Genomic DNA, 14,763 nt, shown 5'->3' with positions numbered 1-14,763 from the left:
GGTCGAGCACGGCTCGACTCTACAGATCAGGACCCGCGCGGCAGCTTCGCGGCCCACATGTTGTCCACCAGATTCGGATAACGCCGGCCATTCTCTTCCGCCCGCTGCCGCGCCGCCTCTTTCTGTGCAGGCGACAGCGGCTGCGAGGTCTGGCCCTTGGGATTGGGCTTCTTCCACGGGGGTGTCTTGGTCTGGCGCATGGCCGCAGCTTACCGCTTCAGGAAGTTCAGCAGCGCCAGATTGAAGTGGTCCGCATGGCTGGTATTGCACCCATGTGGTGCGCCTTCCAGGATCACCACTTCGCTGCCCGGAATGGCCTGGTGCGTGCGCTGGCCCGAGCCTTCAAACGGCACGATGGCGTCGCTGTCACCGTGCAGGATCAGGGTTGGCACCGTGATCTTCTTCAGATCGTCGCGGAAGTCGGTAGTGGCAAACGCCTTCATGCAACCCAGCGCCGCCGTCTGGTCGGATTGATGGCAAAGCGCGATTGCGGCTTGGCGCTCATCCTCGGTGACCATCAGCTTGCCATCGGCACTGAAGAAATCGCGGGTGAAGCCATCGAAGAACGCCTCGCGATCCTTCTCCAGACCGCTACGCATTTCGTCGGCCTTGTCCTGTGTGAGCGGACCTTCCGGATTGTCCTCGCCGCGCAGCAGATACGGCGGCACCGCTGCTGCAAACACCACGCTGTGCAGGCGCTCCTGCCCGTGATTGGCCACATACCGCGCAACCTCACCGCCGCCCATCGAGAAACCGACCAGGGTCACGCCGCGCAGGTCATGTTCCTCGATCACCCCGGCCAGATCCGCCGCCAGCGTGTCGTAGTCGTAACCCTCGGCGGGCTTGTCGGAACGGCCGAAGCCGCGCCGGTCGTAGCTGATCACCCGGTGTTGGGCGTCGCGGAGGATCGACACCTGCGTCTTCCATGCGTCGGCGGAAAGCGGCCAACCGTGAATCAGAATGACCGGGCGGCCGTCGCCACCAGTGTCTTCAACGTGCAGGCGGACGCGGGAAGCAGGCATGGAACCTCCTGTGGAAGGGGAGGATTTCAGGCTACGGGCCGGCCCCTATCGCGACCGTGATGGAATCGCCGGCCGCCATGACATCCCCTGCACAGGCGACGCCGCTGGAGCCGGGCCGTCAATGCGGGCATTCACTCCGTGGAAGGGCCGTTTCGTCGGACGCCGGCTGCAGCGCCCCAAACGCCATGCGAGCCTGCGTGAACCCTCCCTGGAAACTCGCCATGCTGCTGCTCACCCTGCCCCTGCTGGCCGCCGGCCTCGCCGCCGCACCCGCGCCCTCCGATGACCTGCGCGAGCAGATCCGCCAGGCCGACACCCAGCTGTTCGCCGCCGCCTTCGAAGCCTGCGATGCCGACAAGGCCGCCGCGATGACCACCCAGGACATGGAGTTCTTCCATGACAAGGATGGCAAGTCGGCCAGCAGCCGCGAAGACTTCCGCCGCAGCGTGGCCAACATGTGCAGCAATGCGCGCAAGGGCGGCTGGAGCCTGCGCCGCGAGCGGGCGGAGCCTTCGCTGCAGGTGTTCCCGCTACACGACGAGCGGGCGCTGGAAATCGGCGACCACCGCTTCCATGAACGCGGCAAGGACGGCGTGGAGCGCTGGGTGGGCCAGGCCCGCTTCATCCAGGTCTGGCGTCGCGTGGACGGGCGCTGGTTGGCCGAGCGGGTGATCAGCTATGACCATCGGCCGGCAGACTGACTTCGCGGGCCGGATCTATACTTGGGGGGTTCACCCACGACCCACCGCTACCGTTCGATGGCCATGGCAGAGATCACCCCCAACCACCCCGACTATGGCCTCAATCAGCAGGTCCGCCAGGGCGTGGCCGCACTGGACGCGCAGCATGGCCGCCCGTTCGACCAGACCAGCGAGCGACTGACCGCCAGCCTGACTGTGCTCGCCCGCGAGCAGGGCCTGCAGCAGGTCGACCATGTGCTGGTCAGCAACGCCACGGCCAATCATCCGGCCGGGCATAACGTCTTCGTCGTGCAGGGCGACCCGGCCAATCCGGCGCACCTGCGCGCGATGATCCCGACGGCTGTGGCAGCGCAGACGCCGGTGGAGCAGTCGATGCAGAAGTTGGGGGTGGGTGTGCAGCCGCAGGTCGAAACCCAAGCGCAGGAGATGCAGAATCCTGCGCACCGGTTGGGGTGATGCTTCTCTGAAGCTATCTTCACGATTTACGGCATTTTCCAGTAATGGACCTCAATAGAGATAACGCCGCCCGGCTGACGTCTCGCCACAGAGTAAACACCGTTGGCGTGCATCAGCGTGCGATCGTCGGCGGGCAAGCCCGGATACTTGTCGGCTGCTTGATAATCGCCATAGTACGCAATCCAAAGCCCTACCCGCTCAAGCTCGGGTTGAAAATCCCTCAACTGTTGACTTGAGACAAGAAGCCCGCCGAACAATCCAACTACGCCCAGAAGCCGTGCCAGTGCGATGTTCTTCTTCCCTTCCAATCTACTCTTTACACGCCGGCCGACAGAAGGGATCAGCATCGCCAGAAGTGGCACTCCGAGCGCCACCAATCCCAACGTGATTTGCCAGACAACGGTCGCCAAGCCTACAAGCAACATTGCCAGCGTCAGCCAAACAAATATGTAAAGCGGAAGCGCTAGCGCTCCGGTAGCCATGACGAAATCCTGCCCCGGGAGACCGGTTGCGCTAGTCATGATGTTTCGCGCGATCATGGCCGCCACAAGAATAACCCCCAAGTGCAGCATCAGCATCAGCCTGCGCACATAGCCATACCTCCATGCCCCCTGAAGGACTGGGATAAGCCAGGTCATCAACCCCAGCGCCATCAATGTATAGCCTAGGACAAGAGCAGCCTGGAAGCTGTACTGATTCCCGGTTCTTACCACCTCGAAAATCCACACCGCCAGCAGTGATGCTCCGAGCAGGTAGAATTTTTTCTCCATATTCAGCGCTCTGAGGCGATCAACAGTGCGCGCAAGAATTTCCATGTTTTCCTGACCCAGTAGGAGCGGCCAGCATTCTGCAGGTTCATCCATTTGTTGACCACTGTGGATCAAGTCCACAGTGGCCACTCGTTCGACTCCTTACAACTGAATCCGCGCCACGCTCTCGTCAGCGCCCTTGTCGTCCTTCTCGCCGTTCTTGATGCTCACGAACAACACGTTGTTCTTCGCATCCAGCGCCAGGCTGTTCGGGTGGGTCGGCACCTTGTAGGTCGCCACCTTCTGGTAGCTGTCACTGTTGTACGCCGTCACCGTACCCGCTTCGCGATTGGTCACGTACAGGCGCTTACGCGGTGCGTCCAGCAGGATGCCCAGCGGGCCGGCATCGGTCGGGATGCTGGCCAGTTCCTTGCCGGTGCTGCGGTCGAGCACCAGCACGCGCTGGCCCGGATGCTTGCTGACCAGGCCGCTGCTCTTGGCCTGGTAGCCACGCAGGAATTCCGAGCCCTGGTCGGTCACGAACAGGCGCTTGCCGGCCGGGTCCAGCGCGATGTTCATCGGCTGCTCGGCGGCGATCCTGTGCTGCGCCACCACCTTGTTCGAATCGGTGCCCACCACCACCAGGTCGGCCAGCAGATTGGTGGTGTAGACGCGCTTGTTGGCCGCATCCAGCGCCAGGCCCGGCGCCTTGGCATTGCCCAGGCCGTCGATGGTGTTGATTACCTTCAGCGTGTTCGTATCAATCACGAACAGCACGCTGCTCACGTCCGGCTGGCTGCTGTGGCCGGTCACGTACAGGCGGTTGGCGGCGCTGTCGACCACCAGCTCGCGCAGGTCGTGGGTGTAAGCGGCCTTGCCGTCCTTGCCTGTCTTCTTCTCCATCAGCTGGATGGTGCCGACGGCCTTGCTCTGTGCGGTGTCGACCACGGTCACCGACAGGTCCACGGTGTTGCCCACGTACAGGCGGTTGTGGGCGTCATCCAGCACCACGCCGAAGGCTTTGCGCTCCAGCGGAATGCGGGTTTCCACGGCCAGCGTGGCCGGGTTCAAGCGCAGCACCTGGGCCGGGCCGGCGTCATCGCCGAAGCCGCCGGACGAGGCCACGAACACGGCGTTCTGCTTCGGGCTGTAGGCCAGCTCGTACAGGCCCTTGGCCACGGCCTGGCGCTGCACGGCGGCGGTGGCACTGGCGGCGGGTGCGTTGTCGGCGAATGCGGAGGGCGCGCCGAGGCTGAGCGAGACAGCGAGGGCCAGCGCGGCCGAACGGAAGAGAGGATTACGGAACATGCGAGCGTCCTTGAATGGGCACGGGAAGGTGTCCTGGCTCGCTGGGCCGTACTGCGACGGCCCGCCCCGCATCTGTCTGCGCAGGGTGGGCTGGCTGGGGTTGCGGGGGCATGGTAGCAGGTGGGGGGCGTGGCGTGCGCCGACGCGCGTATGGCAGGCGCGCGGATTATTGCTCCTTCAACCGCAGTGAATCGGCCACATCGGTCTTGGCCGCCACCTCGGTGGCGATACTGGCGCGGCGGTGCCCGGGATCGTTGCGGTCGCCCTGCACGATGAAGATGCTCTCCGCCGCATGGCTGCTCTTCGTCGGCCGGCTGAGCAGCACGTGGTCCACGCGCGAGAGATTGTTCTGCTTGGCCAGCACCAGCAAGCTGGCGCTGATGCGCTGGCTGGCGGCATCGAACGGGCGGCCATGCGCCGCATCCAGTTCGGCCACTTTCTGGATCAGCTGCGAGAACAGACGATGGTCTGGATGCGAGGGATCCAGCAACGTACCGGCCACTTCAATCGGCGTCGGCGGCGGCTCATCGCTGGCGCGGTCACCCTGGCGATGGTGCTCGGCCTCGCGCTCGGGCATCGCATGATGGGTTTCGGCATTCAGATCGCTGCCCGGGTACGGCGCGCCAATACACTGGATTTCCGGCAGGTTGAACAGCACCGCGAACTCGCCCAGGTTGCTGCCGCCGTCCAGCGGCGCCGGCAGCGGATGCAAGCCCGCATAGTGCAGCGCCGCCCAGACGAAATCGCTGCAGCGGTTGATGGTGGCCGGGCGATCCACATCGAATTCGAACTCGGCCGGCTCCTCGGCGAAATCACGCAGACAGCCGTAATGCTCCTCGGTGATTTCCAGGGTGCGGCTGTAGTACGGGTCCAGATGTTCGTCGGCATCATCGTGGCGCACCTGCGCGTACTGCACGCCGGTGCGGGCTTCGCCCGGCGCCTGGCGCGGTGGTGCGAAGCCGTAGCTGTGGGCCTCGTCGCCTGCTGCCACCTGCAGGTACATATGGCCGCGCGGCGAGGTGCCCCCACTCTTCAGCGGGGTGCCGGGGGCGGCCAGGTACAGCGTTGCGGTGTAGCGTGTTGCCTGCTCCATGCCTGTTCAGCCTTGATGGGTGCTGCGGTCCTGGCTGGATGATGGCATAGGTGGGATGGGAGGCAGGTGGAGATGGAAGCAGTTTCGAGGCCAAGGCGCTCGAAACTGTGATCTTCCGTGCAGTCGCTGGAAGTCAGCCCATCTGCAGCGGCGCCCGGGTTTGTTCCAGGGCCGGCTCCTGCGGCGCCAACAAGGCGCGCTCCTGCTGGGTCTGCGAAATCTGCTCGACCTTGGCGAATGACTGCTCCACCGGTGTTCGCGCAGCCTCCTCCGCCGTCATCGAAGCTCGCACATGGGCAGGATCGTTGAGCTCCCCCTGCACGACGAACAGTCGCTGCGGCGAACCATCGCTTGGAGCATTGCCCAATACCACATGGTCGACATGCTCCAGCCCGCTCTCCTTGGCCGTGGCCAACAAGCCCACTGACATCCGCTCGCTGGTCCCATCGTAGGAGCGGCCATGCGCCTCATCAATGCCCGCTATTCCCTTGCGGATGGAATCGAGCATATCGCGATCGCCCTGCGGCAGTCGCTCATCGCTGATGATTCGCTGCATCAACGTTCTCTCCGGCATTTTGTTGTAGTGCTCGCTATTCAGCGCGCTATCTGGAAAGGGCGCGCGGATGCTGCGGATGTACTCCACATTGCTGAGCGGTTTCAGGCCACCTTCGAAGCTCTTGTCCTGCATAAAGAGAAGGTTGGTTCGATGAAGGCCGGCGTGATTCAGTGCGCCCCACGTGTAGTCGATACAGCTGTTTTCCACCCCGTGATACTCAGTACTGAATCCATGCTCGCCGGGCTTTGTGCCAAATTCCACCAGCTTGTCGTACTGCCGCTTGCTGATTTCCATCGTCCGCGTGTAGTACGGGTCTTTGTACTGCTCGGCGTCATTGTTGTAGACCATTCCAGGCCCAGTCACGACGCCATGCTCGATGGGTGCAAAGCCAAAGCTCACCTCGTCCTTGCCATGTGCCACTTTGTAGTATACGTGGCCGGCGCTGGATGTCCCTCCAGCCAGCAGCGGCGTGCCGGGAGCGGCAACGAAGATTGTGACTGTGTACTTGTCGTCCATGACGCACTCCTACTTCGACTTGTTTACGTAGGCCACCAGCAACTCGGCTTGCGTGGCCGCCAATCGATCATCAGGCTTCAGTATCTGCATGCTCAGCCTGTAGTGGCCAGGCTGCAGTTCCTGAGCCCAAGCGAGGGCAAGTTGTGTGTGGTGACTGTCAGGCGTCTCCAATCCTGCTGACTGCAGAGACTGATGATCGACGTCATCCAACCACCCGGCTTCCACCCGGCCCGTGGGTCCGATGGGCTCAATACGCGCGGGCGTGCCTGCCACCGACTCCACCCTCACCAACGGAACAGGAATGCGCTTCTGCGCCTCCAGCCGCTCCAGTTTCACCTCGGCGGGTAGGCCCATACTGCGGATCTCACGGCTCGTATTCAGTGATTTCAGCCCGTCTTCTCCACCCACCCGGATTCCAAGAAACAAGGTTGGCGAGGAGCTTTTCCCTGGGGGCGGTAGGGTGAACTCGACCACCATGGGTGTGGTCATTGCTACCAGCGGCAGCGGCCTGACGAAGGGCACCAGGGTCCCGTTCTCTGCCGGAGCACGCGGCCCGGGTACCGCCTCCGAGCTGGCTCGGCAGCCGCTCAGCAGGGAACCTGACAGTATCAAGGCCAGGCAGACCAACCATCTTCCTTGTCGAAACATCGCTTTTCCTCTTCCAAGGCTCATCGAAGACGTTGAAGGCGCCTTCGCCCGTACTTATACACCCCGGCCGCAGATGATTCTGCGACGAAGTTCGCTGCGTCGCGGCTCCTGCGACTGGGAGTGATCAAAGTCGACCACGCGCAATGGTGCGCTTACCGTACACGCATAGGGAGTAGTAAATGGACCGCTACTTTGTGAACAGAACGCCGCAGGCCAATGGAGACCATGAGGTGCATAAACAGGGATGCTATTGGCTTGCTCGCGCCCAGTCCACACAGGACCTCGGCTTGCACACCAGCTGTAGGACGGCCGTTGCTGAAGCCCGGAGGTGGTACCGGCAGTCGAATGGCTGTGCCACTTGCGCTGCAGCTTGCCATACGAGTTGATCAACGGCCGAAAGCGAAGCGGATGCGGCCCCGCCAAATTTGGGCGGGGCCGCACCGTCACAGCCGCTGAGACAGGCCTAAGCCTCCCCCCGTCCCCACTGGAGGATGCCCATGACCAAGATCCACCCCACATGGCTGGAAGCCTTTGACAAGGAGCTCCTCCACCTGTTCGCCATCGACCATAGCGATGCCGGCATGGATGACTACCTGCTGGGCTGCTACGCAGACCTCCCACCGCGCGAGGCGGCGCTGGCGTTTGGCAGCGACTACGACCTGGAGCGCGACGATGCGCTGTGGCCACGGCCGGGCGCGCCTATGTGAGCCGCGCAGAAATCCCGCACGCCGGCATTCAAGGCAAGCGATGCCAAGGGATGGCCGCTACGCTGGCAGCGCACCGGAATGGAAACCACGTGTGCCCCGTTTGAACACTACCCTGGCACTGGACTTCGTTCTGATGCTGCTGGGCGCTACACCTGCCATGGCCATGGCGGCAAACCCGCAGGTTTCCAGTGAAGTGTTCGTGGAGCGCGGTGACAACCCCACCTTCGAGCTGCAGCAGGCGCCTGCCATTGAGTATTCAACGGCCCCTGCCACGCCACCCGATACCTTCCTGCAGGCTCCCATGCAGGTGCTGTTGGTTGCTCAACTGAATGAGCTGGGCCACGTTTCCAACGTGATGGTGGCGCGGTCCAGCGGACTGCGGGAGCTTGATCGTGCGGCCCTTACCGCAGTGGACAAGTAGCGCTTTGATCCGGTTGTGGTTGATGGCGTCGCGCGACATGCGCGGGTTCGGGTGCGTTTGAGCTTCGTGCCTCCGGCCGAGGCGCCGCCCGGCTGAACCGCTGGTCCAATCTGTCGCGATCGGCCCTGCGCCAAGGCGCTGACTGCGAGTAATCCTGCGCTTGGGGCCAATAACGCCAAGCCCTCCAAGACCGTTGCAGCGCAATCGCTTGCTGGCTTAACACCGTGTGCGACAATGCCGAAAGCGTCAGGACTGGCAATCGTCGGTTCTGCAGTTTCTTGGCATTTGGTAGCTGTACGGGTATCTCTTGGCGTGCCACCGGAAAAGGGTGGCGCGGGACTCGAAAACCCGTCTGAATACCCAGTGCTTTACGCTTGCCAGTCGGCGTCATCCTCGGATGGCGCCGACTGGCAATCCGTTCGCGTTCCATGGCGGGCGGTGCGTGGGGGCCTTCGGGCCCGCCGGCTTGGGTATTCACCGGTTTTCGAGCCCGCACCGTCCGCCACCTTTATCGGTGGCGCTGCTATCTGTCCTGTACGGAGCATTGCCATGAACACATCGGACTTCCGTTCCCTGCACGCGCAGTACGATCCGGACAACGCCAAGACCGAGCGCGAACCCTCACCCGACCCAAACTCCTTCGTCGCCACGCTGCACCGCATCGGCACCGGTACGGCTGCGGATGGCCAGCCTTGGCCGGAGCGGCATCAACTGCCTGGGCGGTGTCTTCAGCTGGCGGATGCGGATTGCGCGCTGGCGGGGCTGCGCGTGGTGGCGGAGCTGATGCTGGCTGCGGAGCGGACTCGGCAGAATGGAGCGCCCGAGGAGTACCTGGGAGATCGGGTGATGGAAGGGTTGAAGATGGCGTGTGTGGCGTTGACTGCGCAGGTGACTGAGCGGTTGCAGGTGCGGGAGTAGCGCCTAAGGCTTGAGCCTTAAGCAATGGGCTGCAGGCTATCGTCGCGGCCCCATTATCCGTTCGCCTCTGATCTGCAGGACTTCCAATGAAGTCTCTGACGTACGCAGTACTGTGCTTAGCAGCGCTGATTGGTTCAGCGCTCGCCCACTTCCACTTGCCAAAAGGCGATTTGGAGCTGAAGACTTACCCCAAGGTCTCGGCTACCGAATTTGCTGTCATGCGCGAGGAAGCCCTAAGCCTAGCGGCTGAAGATGCAACGCTTGGTGCCGGACGCTTTGAAGCAAGGTACTTCGAACTCACTTGCCTAGGTGAGCCCGCTCTGCTGGTGGACAACTCGTCATCACAGTTGCTCATCCTAGGCTTCATAGGCCGAGCCAGTGAGACGGCTTGCGTTCAACCTCTACTCCAGCGCTGGAGTAGCCGACTACTTCCGGCCGATTAGGGCTTTGCAACCGAACTCCACGTACTGGATGCATCGACGGGCCTGAACAGTCTGCGGTTTGCGCTGACACACTACGCTCCTCCGCCTCAAGCCATTAGCGGCTCATTGCATCGTTTACGGCATACTTTCCCCAGGAGCGCCACGCGCGGTCGCGGACAGGGAAGGGTGTGAGCAGGTGGACTGACGACGAATTGGCTGCTGCCGTTGAGGCGTATCGCCAAATGGAGGCCCGACTTGCTAGTGGATCAGCCCTTGAGAAGGCAAGGGTCTATCGGGAACTGGCAACCCGCCACGGACGCACGCCCAAGGCGTGGGAATACCGCATGCAGAACATTTCCCATGTTCTAGATCAGGCAGGCAAACCTTGGCTACCCGGGCTTCTCCCAGCATCGAACGTGGGTGCGAGGGTTGAGCCGAAACTTGCCATGCTCCTCGGGCTTTCCTGTGAGACGCTCACGTCGGTCTCTGGTCCTACAAAGGGACTGTTGGAGCAGGAGGCCAAAGCGGCGGAGGCATCTGGTAGTTTCTCTCCAACAGACGAGGTGGACGAGAGGCAACGTGTGCTGGCAGCTATCGTTCGGCGCCGCGGGCAGCCTGCCTTCCGCAAGGCACTGCTGGACGCATACGGCGGCTGCTGTGCTATGACGGGATGCGATGTGGTCGATGCGCTCGAGGCGGCCCACATCCAGCCCTACTCAGGCCTAAAGAGCAACGATGTCAGGAACGGTCTTTTGCTCCGTGCCGATGTGCACACTCTGTTCGATTTGTATCTGATAGCCATCAACCCCGGCTCTCTGCGGATCGCCGTGGCGCCTGCTCTCCAGCAATCAACCTACTTCGAGTTGGATGGCCGTGAGTTGAGCATTCCCATGCCGTCTGAGCTGTCAGCCTGCCAGGAATCAATCAGTTGGCATCGATCGCAGTGCCAGTGGTAGGAAGCAGTGCGGGACCAATGGAACGTTCACTTGCTATCTACCGAGAGCTGAAATAAGCGAGAGTGTGCTTTATCTCAGAAGACCCGAGGCAGGACGATGCCCGACATTCTTAGCCCTGAAGCACGAAGCGAACGAATGTCCAGGATTCGCAGCTCAGATACCAAACCTGAGCTGTGGCTACGCAAAGCTATGCATGCTCGAGGTTTTCGGTATGTGCTGGGAGGAAGCGGGCTTCCTGGACGACCAGATATCGTGCTACCGAAGTACAGAACCGTCATCTTCGTGCATGGCTGCTTCTGGCATCTGCACAGTTGCTTGAACGGAAGGAGGCCGGGAACTAACGCGCGCTACTGGTCACCCAAGCTGGAAGCGAATGTCCGGCGCGACCGTAGGTCAGCGCGCCGCTTAAGGGCCGCAGGCTGGAAGGTGATTACTGTTTGGGAGTGCAAGATCAAGCGGGAAGCGGATCGAGCCCGAGAGATCGATCGCATAGTCAGATTGTTGCGGCCCGACTGACAACTCAGGATCACGAGAATTGGGCAGCGGCTAACTATGGGCCGGACACGACATAACCTTACGTAAATTGCCCACATTGTGATAGAAGGGTTCAATGAATGGCCTTTTTTCACAAGTTCCTCAGCTGGATGACCCCGCTTTAGAGCAGGTTGCGGCTGCTCTCTCACGCGACCCTGCTCTGCTGAGCAAAGTGGGGCAAGCGCTCCGCACGGCGTTCGACGAAGTGATTGACGCGCCCCGTACGGGGCGATTTTGCATTGATCAGCTAGAGAAAACAGAAAAGACTTACATCGGCACAAAGGTCGAGATCCTGCTCCGCAAAGCCTTGGCCCTGGAGCGAGGAGTCTTATTGGACAATCTAATTGCCGGCCACGAGGTTGATACCAAATTCACTGTCAAGAACGATTGGATGATCCCGCAGGAGGCGGTTGGGCAGCTTTGCATGCTTGTCCGCGCGGACGATGTGAAGGGGCTTTGCTGGCTCGGCCTGTTGAGAATGACCCCAGCAGTACTGACCAATGGCCAGAACAGAGACGGGAAGAAGTCCATCTCCGCTGCCGGTAAGGCGCAGATTCGATGGCTTGTAGAAGGTCCGATGCCCAGGAACTTCATGCTGGATCTCCCTGAAGTGGTGCGCTCGGCAATCTTGGCCCAGCCTAGTGGGCGGCAGCGAGTGCGCGCGCTCTTCACCATGGCCACGGGCCTTCTCATCCCACGGGACGTCATCGAACAGTTAGCACAGCAAAGGGATGCAGTGAAGCGGGCTCGCGAGATGAAGGAAACGCTGGGGAGGGAGGGCTACCAGGTCCTTTGTGCCACCTATCTCGCGGACCGCGAGATCATGATCGCCCACGGCTTCACCCCTGCAGCCAAAGATGAATGGTTGAGCCTCAGGATCTCTGATAGCCCATAAGGCTTTGCTATAGAGGCTCACAGCCAGCAGCTTCCAGGACTCGGCTGACTGCGTTACGCAGTGGCCCAGCGCGGGCCTTGACATCTCGGGGATTTCGGAAGCTATTTGGCGGAATTGACCTGCAGGGATGACGTCCCAAGCGTCCTGAACTCCAAACACTTGCACTAGCGATCAGGCTTGGTACGCTGGCAGTTGCCAGAGAAGGGGAATCCAGGCATCTGGACACGCCACGCACTGTCATGCGGCTTAGGGGCACGCCTGCCCTAGTCTCAGCATCTGATACGGCGCCAGCGTGTACTTGCTGACCCCACCGCCCCCACCCAACACCTGGTGCTCTAAGGAGCTCGCGCTGTATCCAGCGCGACACCCTCCTGCCGGGCTCCTTTCTGATCTGAGATCTACATGAGTCAATTCACCTCCCTTGAGATGTGCGCCGGTGCTGGCGGACAAGGCCTTGGCCTAGAGATGGCCGGCTTCGACCACTCTGCGCTCGTGGAATGGGAGCCGGCCGCATGCCAGACGCTCCGCTTGAACCGCCCGAGCTGGAACGTGATTGAGGGTGATCTTCGCGAATTCGACGCATCCCCATATAAGGGTGTGGACCTCGTTGCCGGCGGCGTACCCTGCCCTCCTTTTTCTAAGGCCGGAAAGCAGCTTGGTGCCGACGATGAGCGTGATCTATTCCCTGAAGCCATTCGAATCGTGGACCAGGTTCGCCCTCAAGCCATCATGCTGGAAAACGTTCGCGGCCTCCTCGATCCAAAGTTCGAGGACTATAGAAAGGGCGTCGAGAAAGATCTCAAGAAGCTGGGGTACGTCGGTGATTGGCGGTTGCTTCACGCGTCGGATTACGGCGTCTCCCAGCTTCGTCCGCGCGTTATATTTGTTGGCATGCGAAAGGAGCTGGCCTCGGGTTTCTCTTGGCCAGAAGCATCGGAAGTGCCGCCGAAGACTGTTGGCGAGCTCCTGCATGATTTGATGGGCGCGAGGGGCTGGGATCAAGTTGACGCATGGCGGGAGGGAGCAAATGCGATTGCTCCTACGTTGGTCGGTGGTTCTAAGAAGCACGGCGGCCCCGATCTCGGCCCGACTCGCGCCAAGAAGGCCTGGGCTGCGCTTGGAGTTGATGGCATGGGCCTATGGGACCAGGCACCTGATACTGATTTCGTTGGAATGCCCCGGCTTACGCCCCGGATGGCTGCTCGTATCCAAGGTTTTCCGGATGCTTGGGAATTTGCAGGACGAAAGACCGCAGCTTATCGGCAGATTGGCAATGCATTCCCTCCACCCGTTGCGGCGTCGGTTGCAAGCCAAATCAAGAAGGCGCTGCTGCGACAGAACTCAAGCAGGGCTGCATGAAAAAAGATACGGAAGCAAGTTTCACCAGCGAGCGCCTCGCTTTTCATTCAACGCTGTTGAGAAAAATCCTAACTTTGGACTCAGAGGGAAACCCTTCAAATTCTGACAAGGATAGTGGCCCGAGCAAGAGAATCGGCAAACACATCGCTCACAATTGAAGGTTGAGACCACAGCAGCCCGTGTAGCCGCCCAGACTTCAGGCGCTACCTTCGAAGGCATCTGCGCTGATTTCGTACGCGCGACGTTCTTGAAACTTGGACATATTCGCCCGGGGAGCTGGGAGGTACTGCAGGTTGGCGGACGAAACCGCCGAAAAATCGCGCAGTTCCAGCAGTATGCCCATCTAGTTGCTTTAGACAACGCAACAAGAGGCAATCGCGAGCTAGCCGCGGCCCTTGGTGGAGACTATACGATCACTCCAGACATAATTATTTCCCAAGGCCTAATTGAAGATAACACCATCAACTCCGAGGAGTTTCTGGTAGATAACTCAGTCGCTAGGCGGGCATCAATTCGCAAGTCCAATGGAGGCCTGAACTTGCTCCATGCGAGCATTTCTTGCAAATGGACTATACGGAGCGATCGAGCTCAAAATGCTCGCTCTGAGGCTCTGAATCTGATCAGAAATCGGAAAGGCAGACTCCCTCACGCTGTAGTGGTGACCGCGGAACCGCTGCCGAGTCGATTGGCCTCGATAGCGCTGGGGACGGGTGACATTGATTGTACGTATCATTTCGCACTTTATGAATTACAGAACGCGCTAGATGAACTTGGCCTGGATGATGCCAGGGAGATGTTGGCCATCCTTGTGGACGGCCAGCGCATTAAGGATATCAGCGATCTTCCGCTGGACCTTGCCGTTTGATCCGAGCCGCATCTTCAGATGTGCACATTGAGCTCATCACCCGCAGTATTCTAGGACTAACTTAAGATCCAGTGACGGCATTTCCGCACAGCATTGACTAAACCGCCTGTAGCTGATCAGTGCCAGTCGGATATAATTGCCTCGAAAAATTCGACAAAAAGACAACCCTGGCGATAGAGAGAATAGATTTCGTCGGTCGTCAAATCAATATTGAACGCAGCATAATTATTATGCACCATTTGATTGCGAAGCGAGCATATTCTGAGGAATGCCGACTGAGATTCCCTCAGCCTTTTTGAGTCTTTAATTTTTGACTCAGCCCTGCTTTTGCAGGAAGCACCAAAAGCTCTAAAGAGCTTGTTTGTATTCGCTTTATCGAAGTCAAAGTAGCTATAGAACTGCCTTGAAATAGCCTTTGACTCTATTAAGCTTCGAAAATCCTCCGGAACATCCCGCCGGAGAGCAGATCGTTCAATCGCCAGGCCAAGCTCATGCTCGAAATGAGACGCCGCAGCAATTAGCACGCTTTTTCTCCAAACATCTTCAGCAGTTACAACCAGAGAAATCTCGCCCCTCTCCGTCAAGAAGCCTTTGATTGAATCAGCGGAAAACTTCAATTCCTCGACAGTCTTCACTG

At 60.3% G+C, this 14,763-nt stretch carries 18 protein-coding genes; 10 read left to right on the top strand and 8 right to left on the bottom strand.

Going from position 1 to position 14,763, the window contains the following annotated elements; genetic code table 11:
* Positions 1–26: 26 nt before the first annotated feature.
* The gene (locus CKW06_RS23705; RefSeq protein ID WP_005412082.1) at positions 27–200 is read right to left on the bottom strand and encodes a hypothetical protein; all 174 of its coding nucleotides are present in this window, start codon (positions 198–200) and stop codon (positions 27–29) included.
* Positions 201–209: 9 nt separating this feature from the next.
* On the bottom strand, positions 210–1,022 hold the full coding sequence (locus tag CKW06_RS02340; RefSeq protein WP_024958110.1) for an alpha/beta fold hydrolase: 813 nt from the start codon (positions 1,020–1,022) through the stop codon (positions 210–212).
* A gap of 221 nt (positions 1,023–1,243) precedes the next feature.
* Between CKW06_RS02340 and CKW06_RS02335 the strand changes: the two genes are divergently transcribed.
* Positions 1,244–1,723 carry a DUF4440 domain-containing protein gene (locus CKW06_RS02335; RefSeq protein WP_024958111.1) on the top strand — a complete coding sequence of 160 codons (480 nt, stop codon included), beginning with the start codon at positions 1,244–1,246 and terminating at the stop codon, positions 1,721–1,723.
* A gap of 63 nt (positions 1,724–1,786) precedes the next feature.
* Positions 1,787–2,179: an XVIPCD domain-containing protein gene (locus CKW06_RS02330; RefSeq protein ID WP_024958112.1), complete on the top strand. Its 393-nt coding sequence runs from the start codon at positions 1,787–1,789 to the stop codon at positions 2,177–2,179.
* 26 nt (positions 2,180–2,205) lie between these two features.
* Here CKW06_RS02330 and CKW06_RS02325 read toward each other — a convergent pair whose 3' ends face one another.
* The 5 genes from CKW06_RS02325 to CKW06_RS02305 form a co-directional block, all read right to left on the bottom strand.
* The gene (locus CKW06_RS02325; protein ID WP_095052028.1) at positions 2,206–3,078 is read right to left on the bottom strand and encodes a hypothetical protein; all 873 of its coding nucleotides are present in this window, start codon (positions 3,076–3,078) and stop codon (positions 2,206–2,208) included.
* Between the two features lie 12 nt (positions 3,079–3,090).
* A complete protein-coding gene (locus CKW06_RS02320) occupies positions 3,091–4,236 on the bottom strand; it encodes a YncE family protein (RefSeq protein WP_038646122.1) in 1,146 nt (381 codons plus the stop codon).
* Between the two features lie 166 nt (positions 4,237–4,402).
* Entirely contained in the window at positions 4,403–5,329 is a 927-nt protein-coding gene (locus tag CKW06_RS02315) for an XVIPCD domain-containing protein (RefSeq protein ID WP_024957151.1), read from the bottom strand.
* Between the two features lie 133 nt (positions 5,330–5,462).
* On the bottom strand, positions 5,463–6,401 hold the full coding sequence (locus CKW06_RS02310; RefSeq protein ID WP_024957152.1) for an XVIPCD domain-containing protein: 939 nt from the start codon (positions 6,399–6,401) through the stop codon (positions 5,463–5,465).
* A 9-nt stretch (positions 6,402–6,410) separates the two neighbouring features.
* Positions 6,411–6,878: a hypothetical protein gene (locus CKW06_RS02305; RefSeq protein WP_231910869.1), complete on the bottom strand. Its 468-nt coding sequence runs from the start codon at positions 6,876–6,878 to the stop codon at positions 6,411–6,413.
* Positions 6,879–7,546: 668 nt separating this feature from the next.
* On the opposite strand from CKW06_RS02305, the gene CKW06_RS02295 reads away from it, so the two are divergent.
* The 8 genes from CKW06_RS02295 (at position 7,547) to CKW06_RS02260 (ending at position 14,126) form a co-directional block, all read left to right on the top strand.
* Entirely contained in the window at positions 7,547–7,756 is a 210-nt protein-coding gene (locus CKW06_RS02295; RefSeq protein ID WP_024957154.1) for a hypothetical protein, read from the top strand.
* A gap of 91 nt (positions 7,757–7,847) precedes the next feature.
* Positions 7,848–8,177 (top strand): energy transducer TonB, encoded by a 330-nt coding sequence (locus CKW06_RS02290; protein WP_231910867.1) that lies wholly within the window; start codon positions 7,848–7,850, stop codon positions 8,175–8,177.
* A gap of 549 nt (positions 8,178–8,726) precedes the next feature.
* Positions 8,727–9,095: a hypothetical protein gene (locus CKW06_RS02285; protein WP_024957155.1), complete on the top strand. Its 369-nt coding sequence runs from the start codon at positions 8,727–8,729 to the stop codon at positions 9,093–9,095.
* A gap of 766 nt (positions 9,096–9,861) precedes the next feature.
* Positions 9,862–10,473, top strand: a complete 612-nt coding sequence (locus CKW06_RS02280) for an HNH endonuclease (RefSeq protein WP_197697520.1) — start codon at positions 9,862–9,864, stop codon at positions 10,471–10,473.
* A 96-nt stretch (positions 10,474–10,569) separates the two neighbouring features.
* A complete protein-coding gene (locus tag CKW06_RS02275) occupies positions 10,570–10,989 on the top strand; it encodes a very short patch repair endonuclease (protein ID WP_076738390.1) in 420 nt (139 codons plus the stop codon).
* Between the two features lie 94 nt (positions 10,990–11,083).
* Positions 11,084–11,902, top strand: coding sequence for a NaeI family type II restriction endonuclease (locus CKW06_RS02270; protein ID WP_024957157.1), 819 nt, complete (start codon positions 11,084–11,086; stop codon positions 11,900–11,902).
* A 402-nt stretch (positions 11,903–12,304) separates the two neighbouring features.
* Positions 12,305–13,261, top strand: coding sequence for a DNA cytosine methyltransferase (locus CKW06_RS02265; RefSeq protein WP_076738391.1), 957 nt, complete (start codon positions 12,305–12,307; stop codon positions 13,259–13,261).
* 154 nt (positions 13,262–13,415) lie between these two features.
* Positions 13,416–14,126, top strand: a complete 711-nt coding sequence (locus CKW06_RS02260) for an NgoMIV family type II restriction endonuclease (RefSeq protein WP_231910863.1) — start codon at positions 13,416–13,418, stop codon at positions 14,124–14,126.
* Positions 14,127–14,242: 116 nt separating this feature from the next.
* Here the strand turns inward: CKW06_RS02260 and CKW06_RS23450 are convergent, their stop codons facing one another.
* Positions 14,243–14,761 (bottom strand): HEPN domain-containing protein, encoded by a 519-nt coding sequence (locus CKW06_RS23450; protein WP_141401639.1) that lies wholly within the window; start codon positions 14,759–14,761, stop codon positions 14,243–14,245.
* Between the last annotated feature and the right edge of the window lie 2 nt (positions 14,762–14,763).

Source organism: Stenotrophomonas maltophilia (genome assembly GCF_900186865.1).
In the GTDB taxonomy this organism is placed as follows: domain Bacteria; phylum Pseudomonadota; class Gammaproteobacteria; order Xanthomonadales; family Xanthomonadaceae; genus Stenotrophomonas; species Stenotrophomonas maltophilia.
Note: the sequence above shows the minus strand (reverse complement) of the source record. Positions and strands in the feature narration are given on the sequence as shown.

Bases quoted from the DNA above. Each gene is read 5' to 3' on its own strand.
- CKW06_RS23705 (WP_005412082.1), bottom strand. From the start codon at position 200: ATGCGCCAGACCAAGACACCCCCGTGGAAGAAGCCCAATCCCAAGGGC.
- CKW06_RS02340 (WP_024958110.1), bottom strand. From the start codon at position 1,022: ATGCCTGCTTCCCGCGTCCGCCTGCACGTTGAAGACACTGGTGGCGAC.
- CKW06_RS02335 (WP_024958111.1), top strand. From the start codon at position 1,244: ATGCTGCTGCTCACCCTGCCCCTGCTGGCCGCCGGCCTCGCCGCCGCA.
- CKW06_RS02330 (WP_024958112.1), top strand. From the start codon at position 1,787: ATGGCAGAGATCACCCCCAACCACCCCGACTATGGCCTCAATCAGCAG.
- CKW06_RS02320 (WP_038646122.1), bottom strand. From the start codon at position 4,236: ATGTTCCGTAATCCTCTCTTCCGTTCGGCCGCGCTGGCCCTCGCTGTC.
- CKW06_RS02315 (WP_024957151.1), bottom strand. From the start codon at position 5,329: ATGGAGCAGGCAACACGCTACACCGCAACGCTGTACCTGGCCGCCCCC.
- CKW06_RS02310 (WP_024957152.1), bottom strand. From the start codon at position 6,401: ATGGACGACAAGTACACAGTCACAATCTTCGTTGCCGCTCCCGGCACG.
- CKW06_RS02305 (WP_231910869.1), bottom strand. From the start codon at position 6,878: ATGGTGGTCGAGTTCACCCTACCGCCCCCAGGGAAAAGCTCCTCGCCA.
- CKW06_RS02295 (WP_024957154.1), top strand. From the start codon at position 7,547: ATGACCAAGATCCACCCCACATGGCTGGAAGCCTTTGACAAGGAGCTC.
- CKW06_RS02285 (WP_024957155.1), top strand. From the start codon at position 8,727: ATGAACACATCGGACTTCCGTTCCCTGCACGCGCAGTACGATCCGGAC.
- CKW06_RS02280 (WP_197697520.1), top strand. From the start codon at position 9,862: ATGCAGAACATTTCCCATGTTCTAGATCAGGCAGGCAAACCTTGGCTA.
- CKW06_RS02275 (WP_076738390.1), top strand. From the start codon at position 10,570: ATGCCCGACATTCTTAGCCCTGAAGCACGAAGCGAACGAATGTCCAGG.
- CKW06_RS02270 (WP_024957157.1), top strand. From the start codon at position 11,084: ATGAATGGCCTTTTTTCACAAGTTCCTCAGCTGGATGACCCCGCTTTA.
- CKW06_RS02265 (WP_076738391.1), top strand. From the start codon at position 12,305: ATGAGTCAATTCACCTCCCTTGAGATGTGCGCCGGTGCTGGCGGACAA.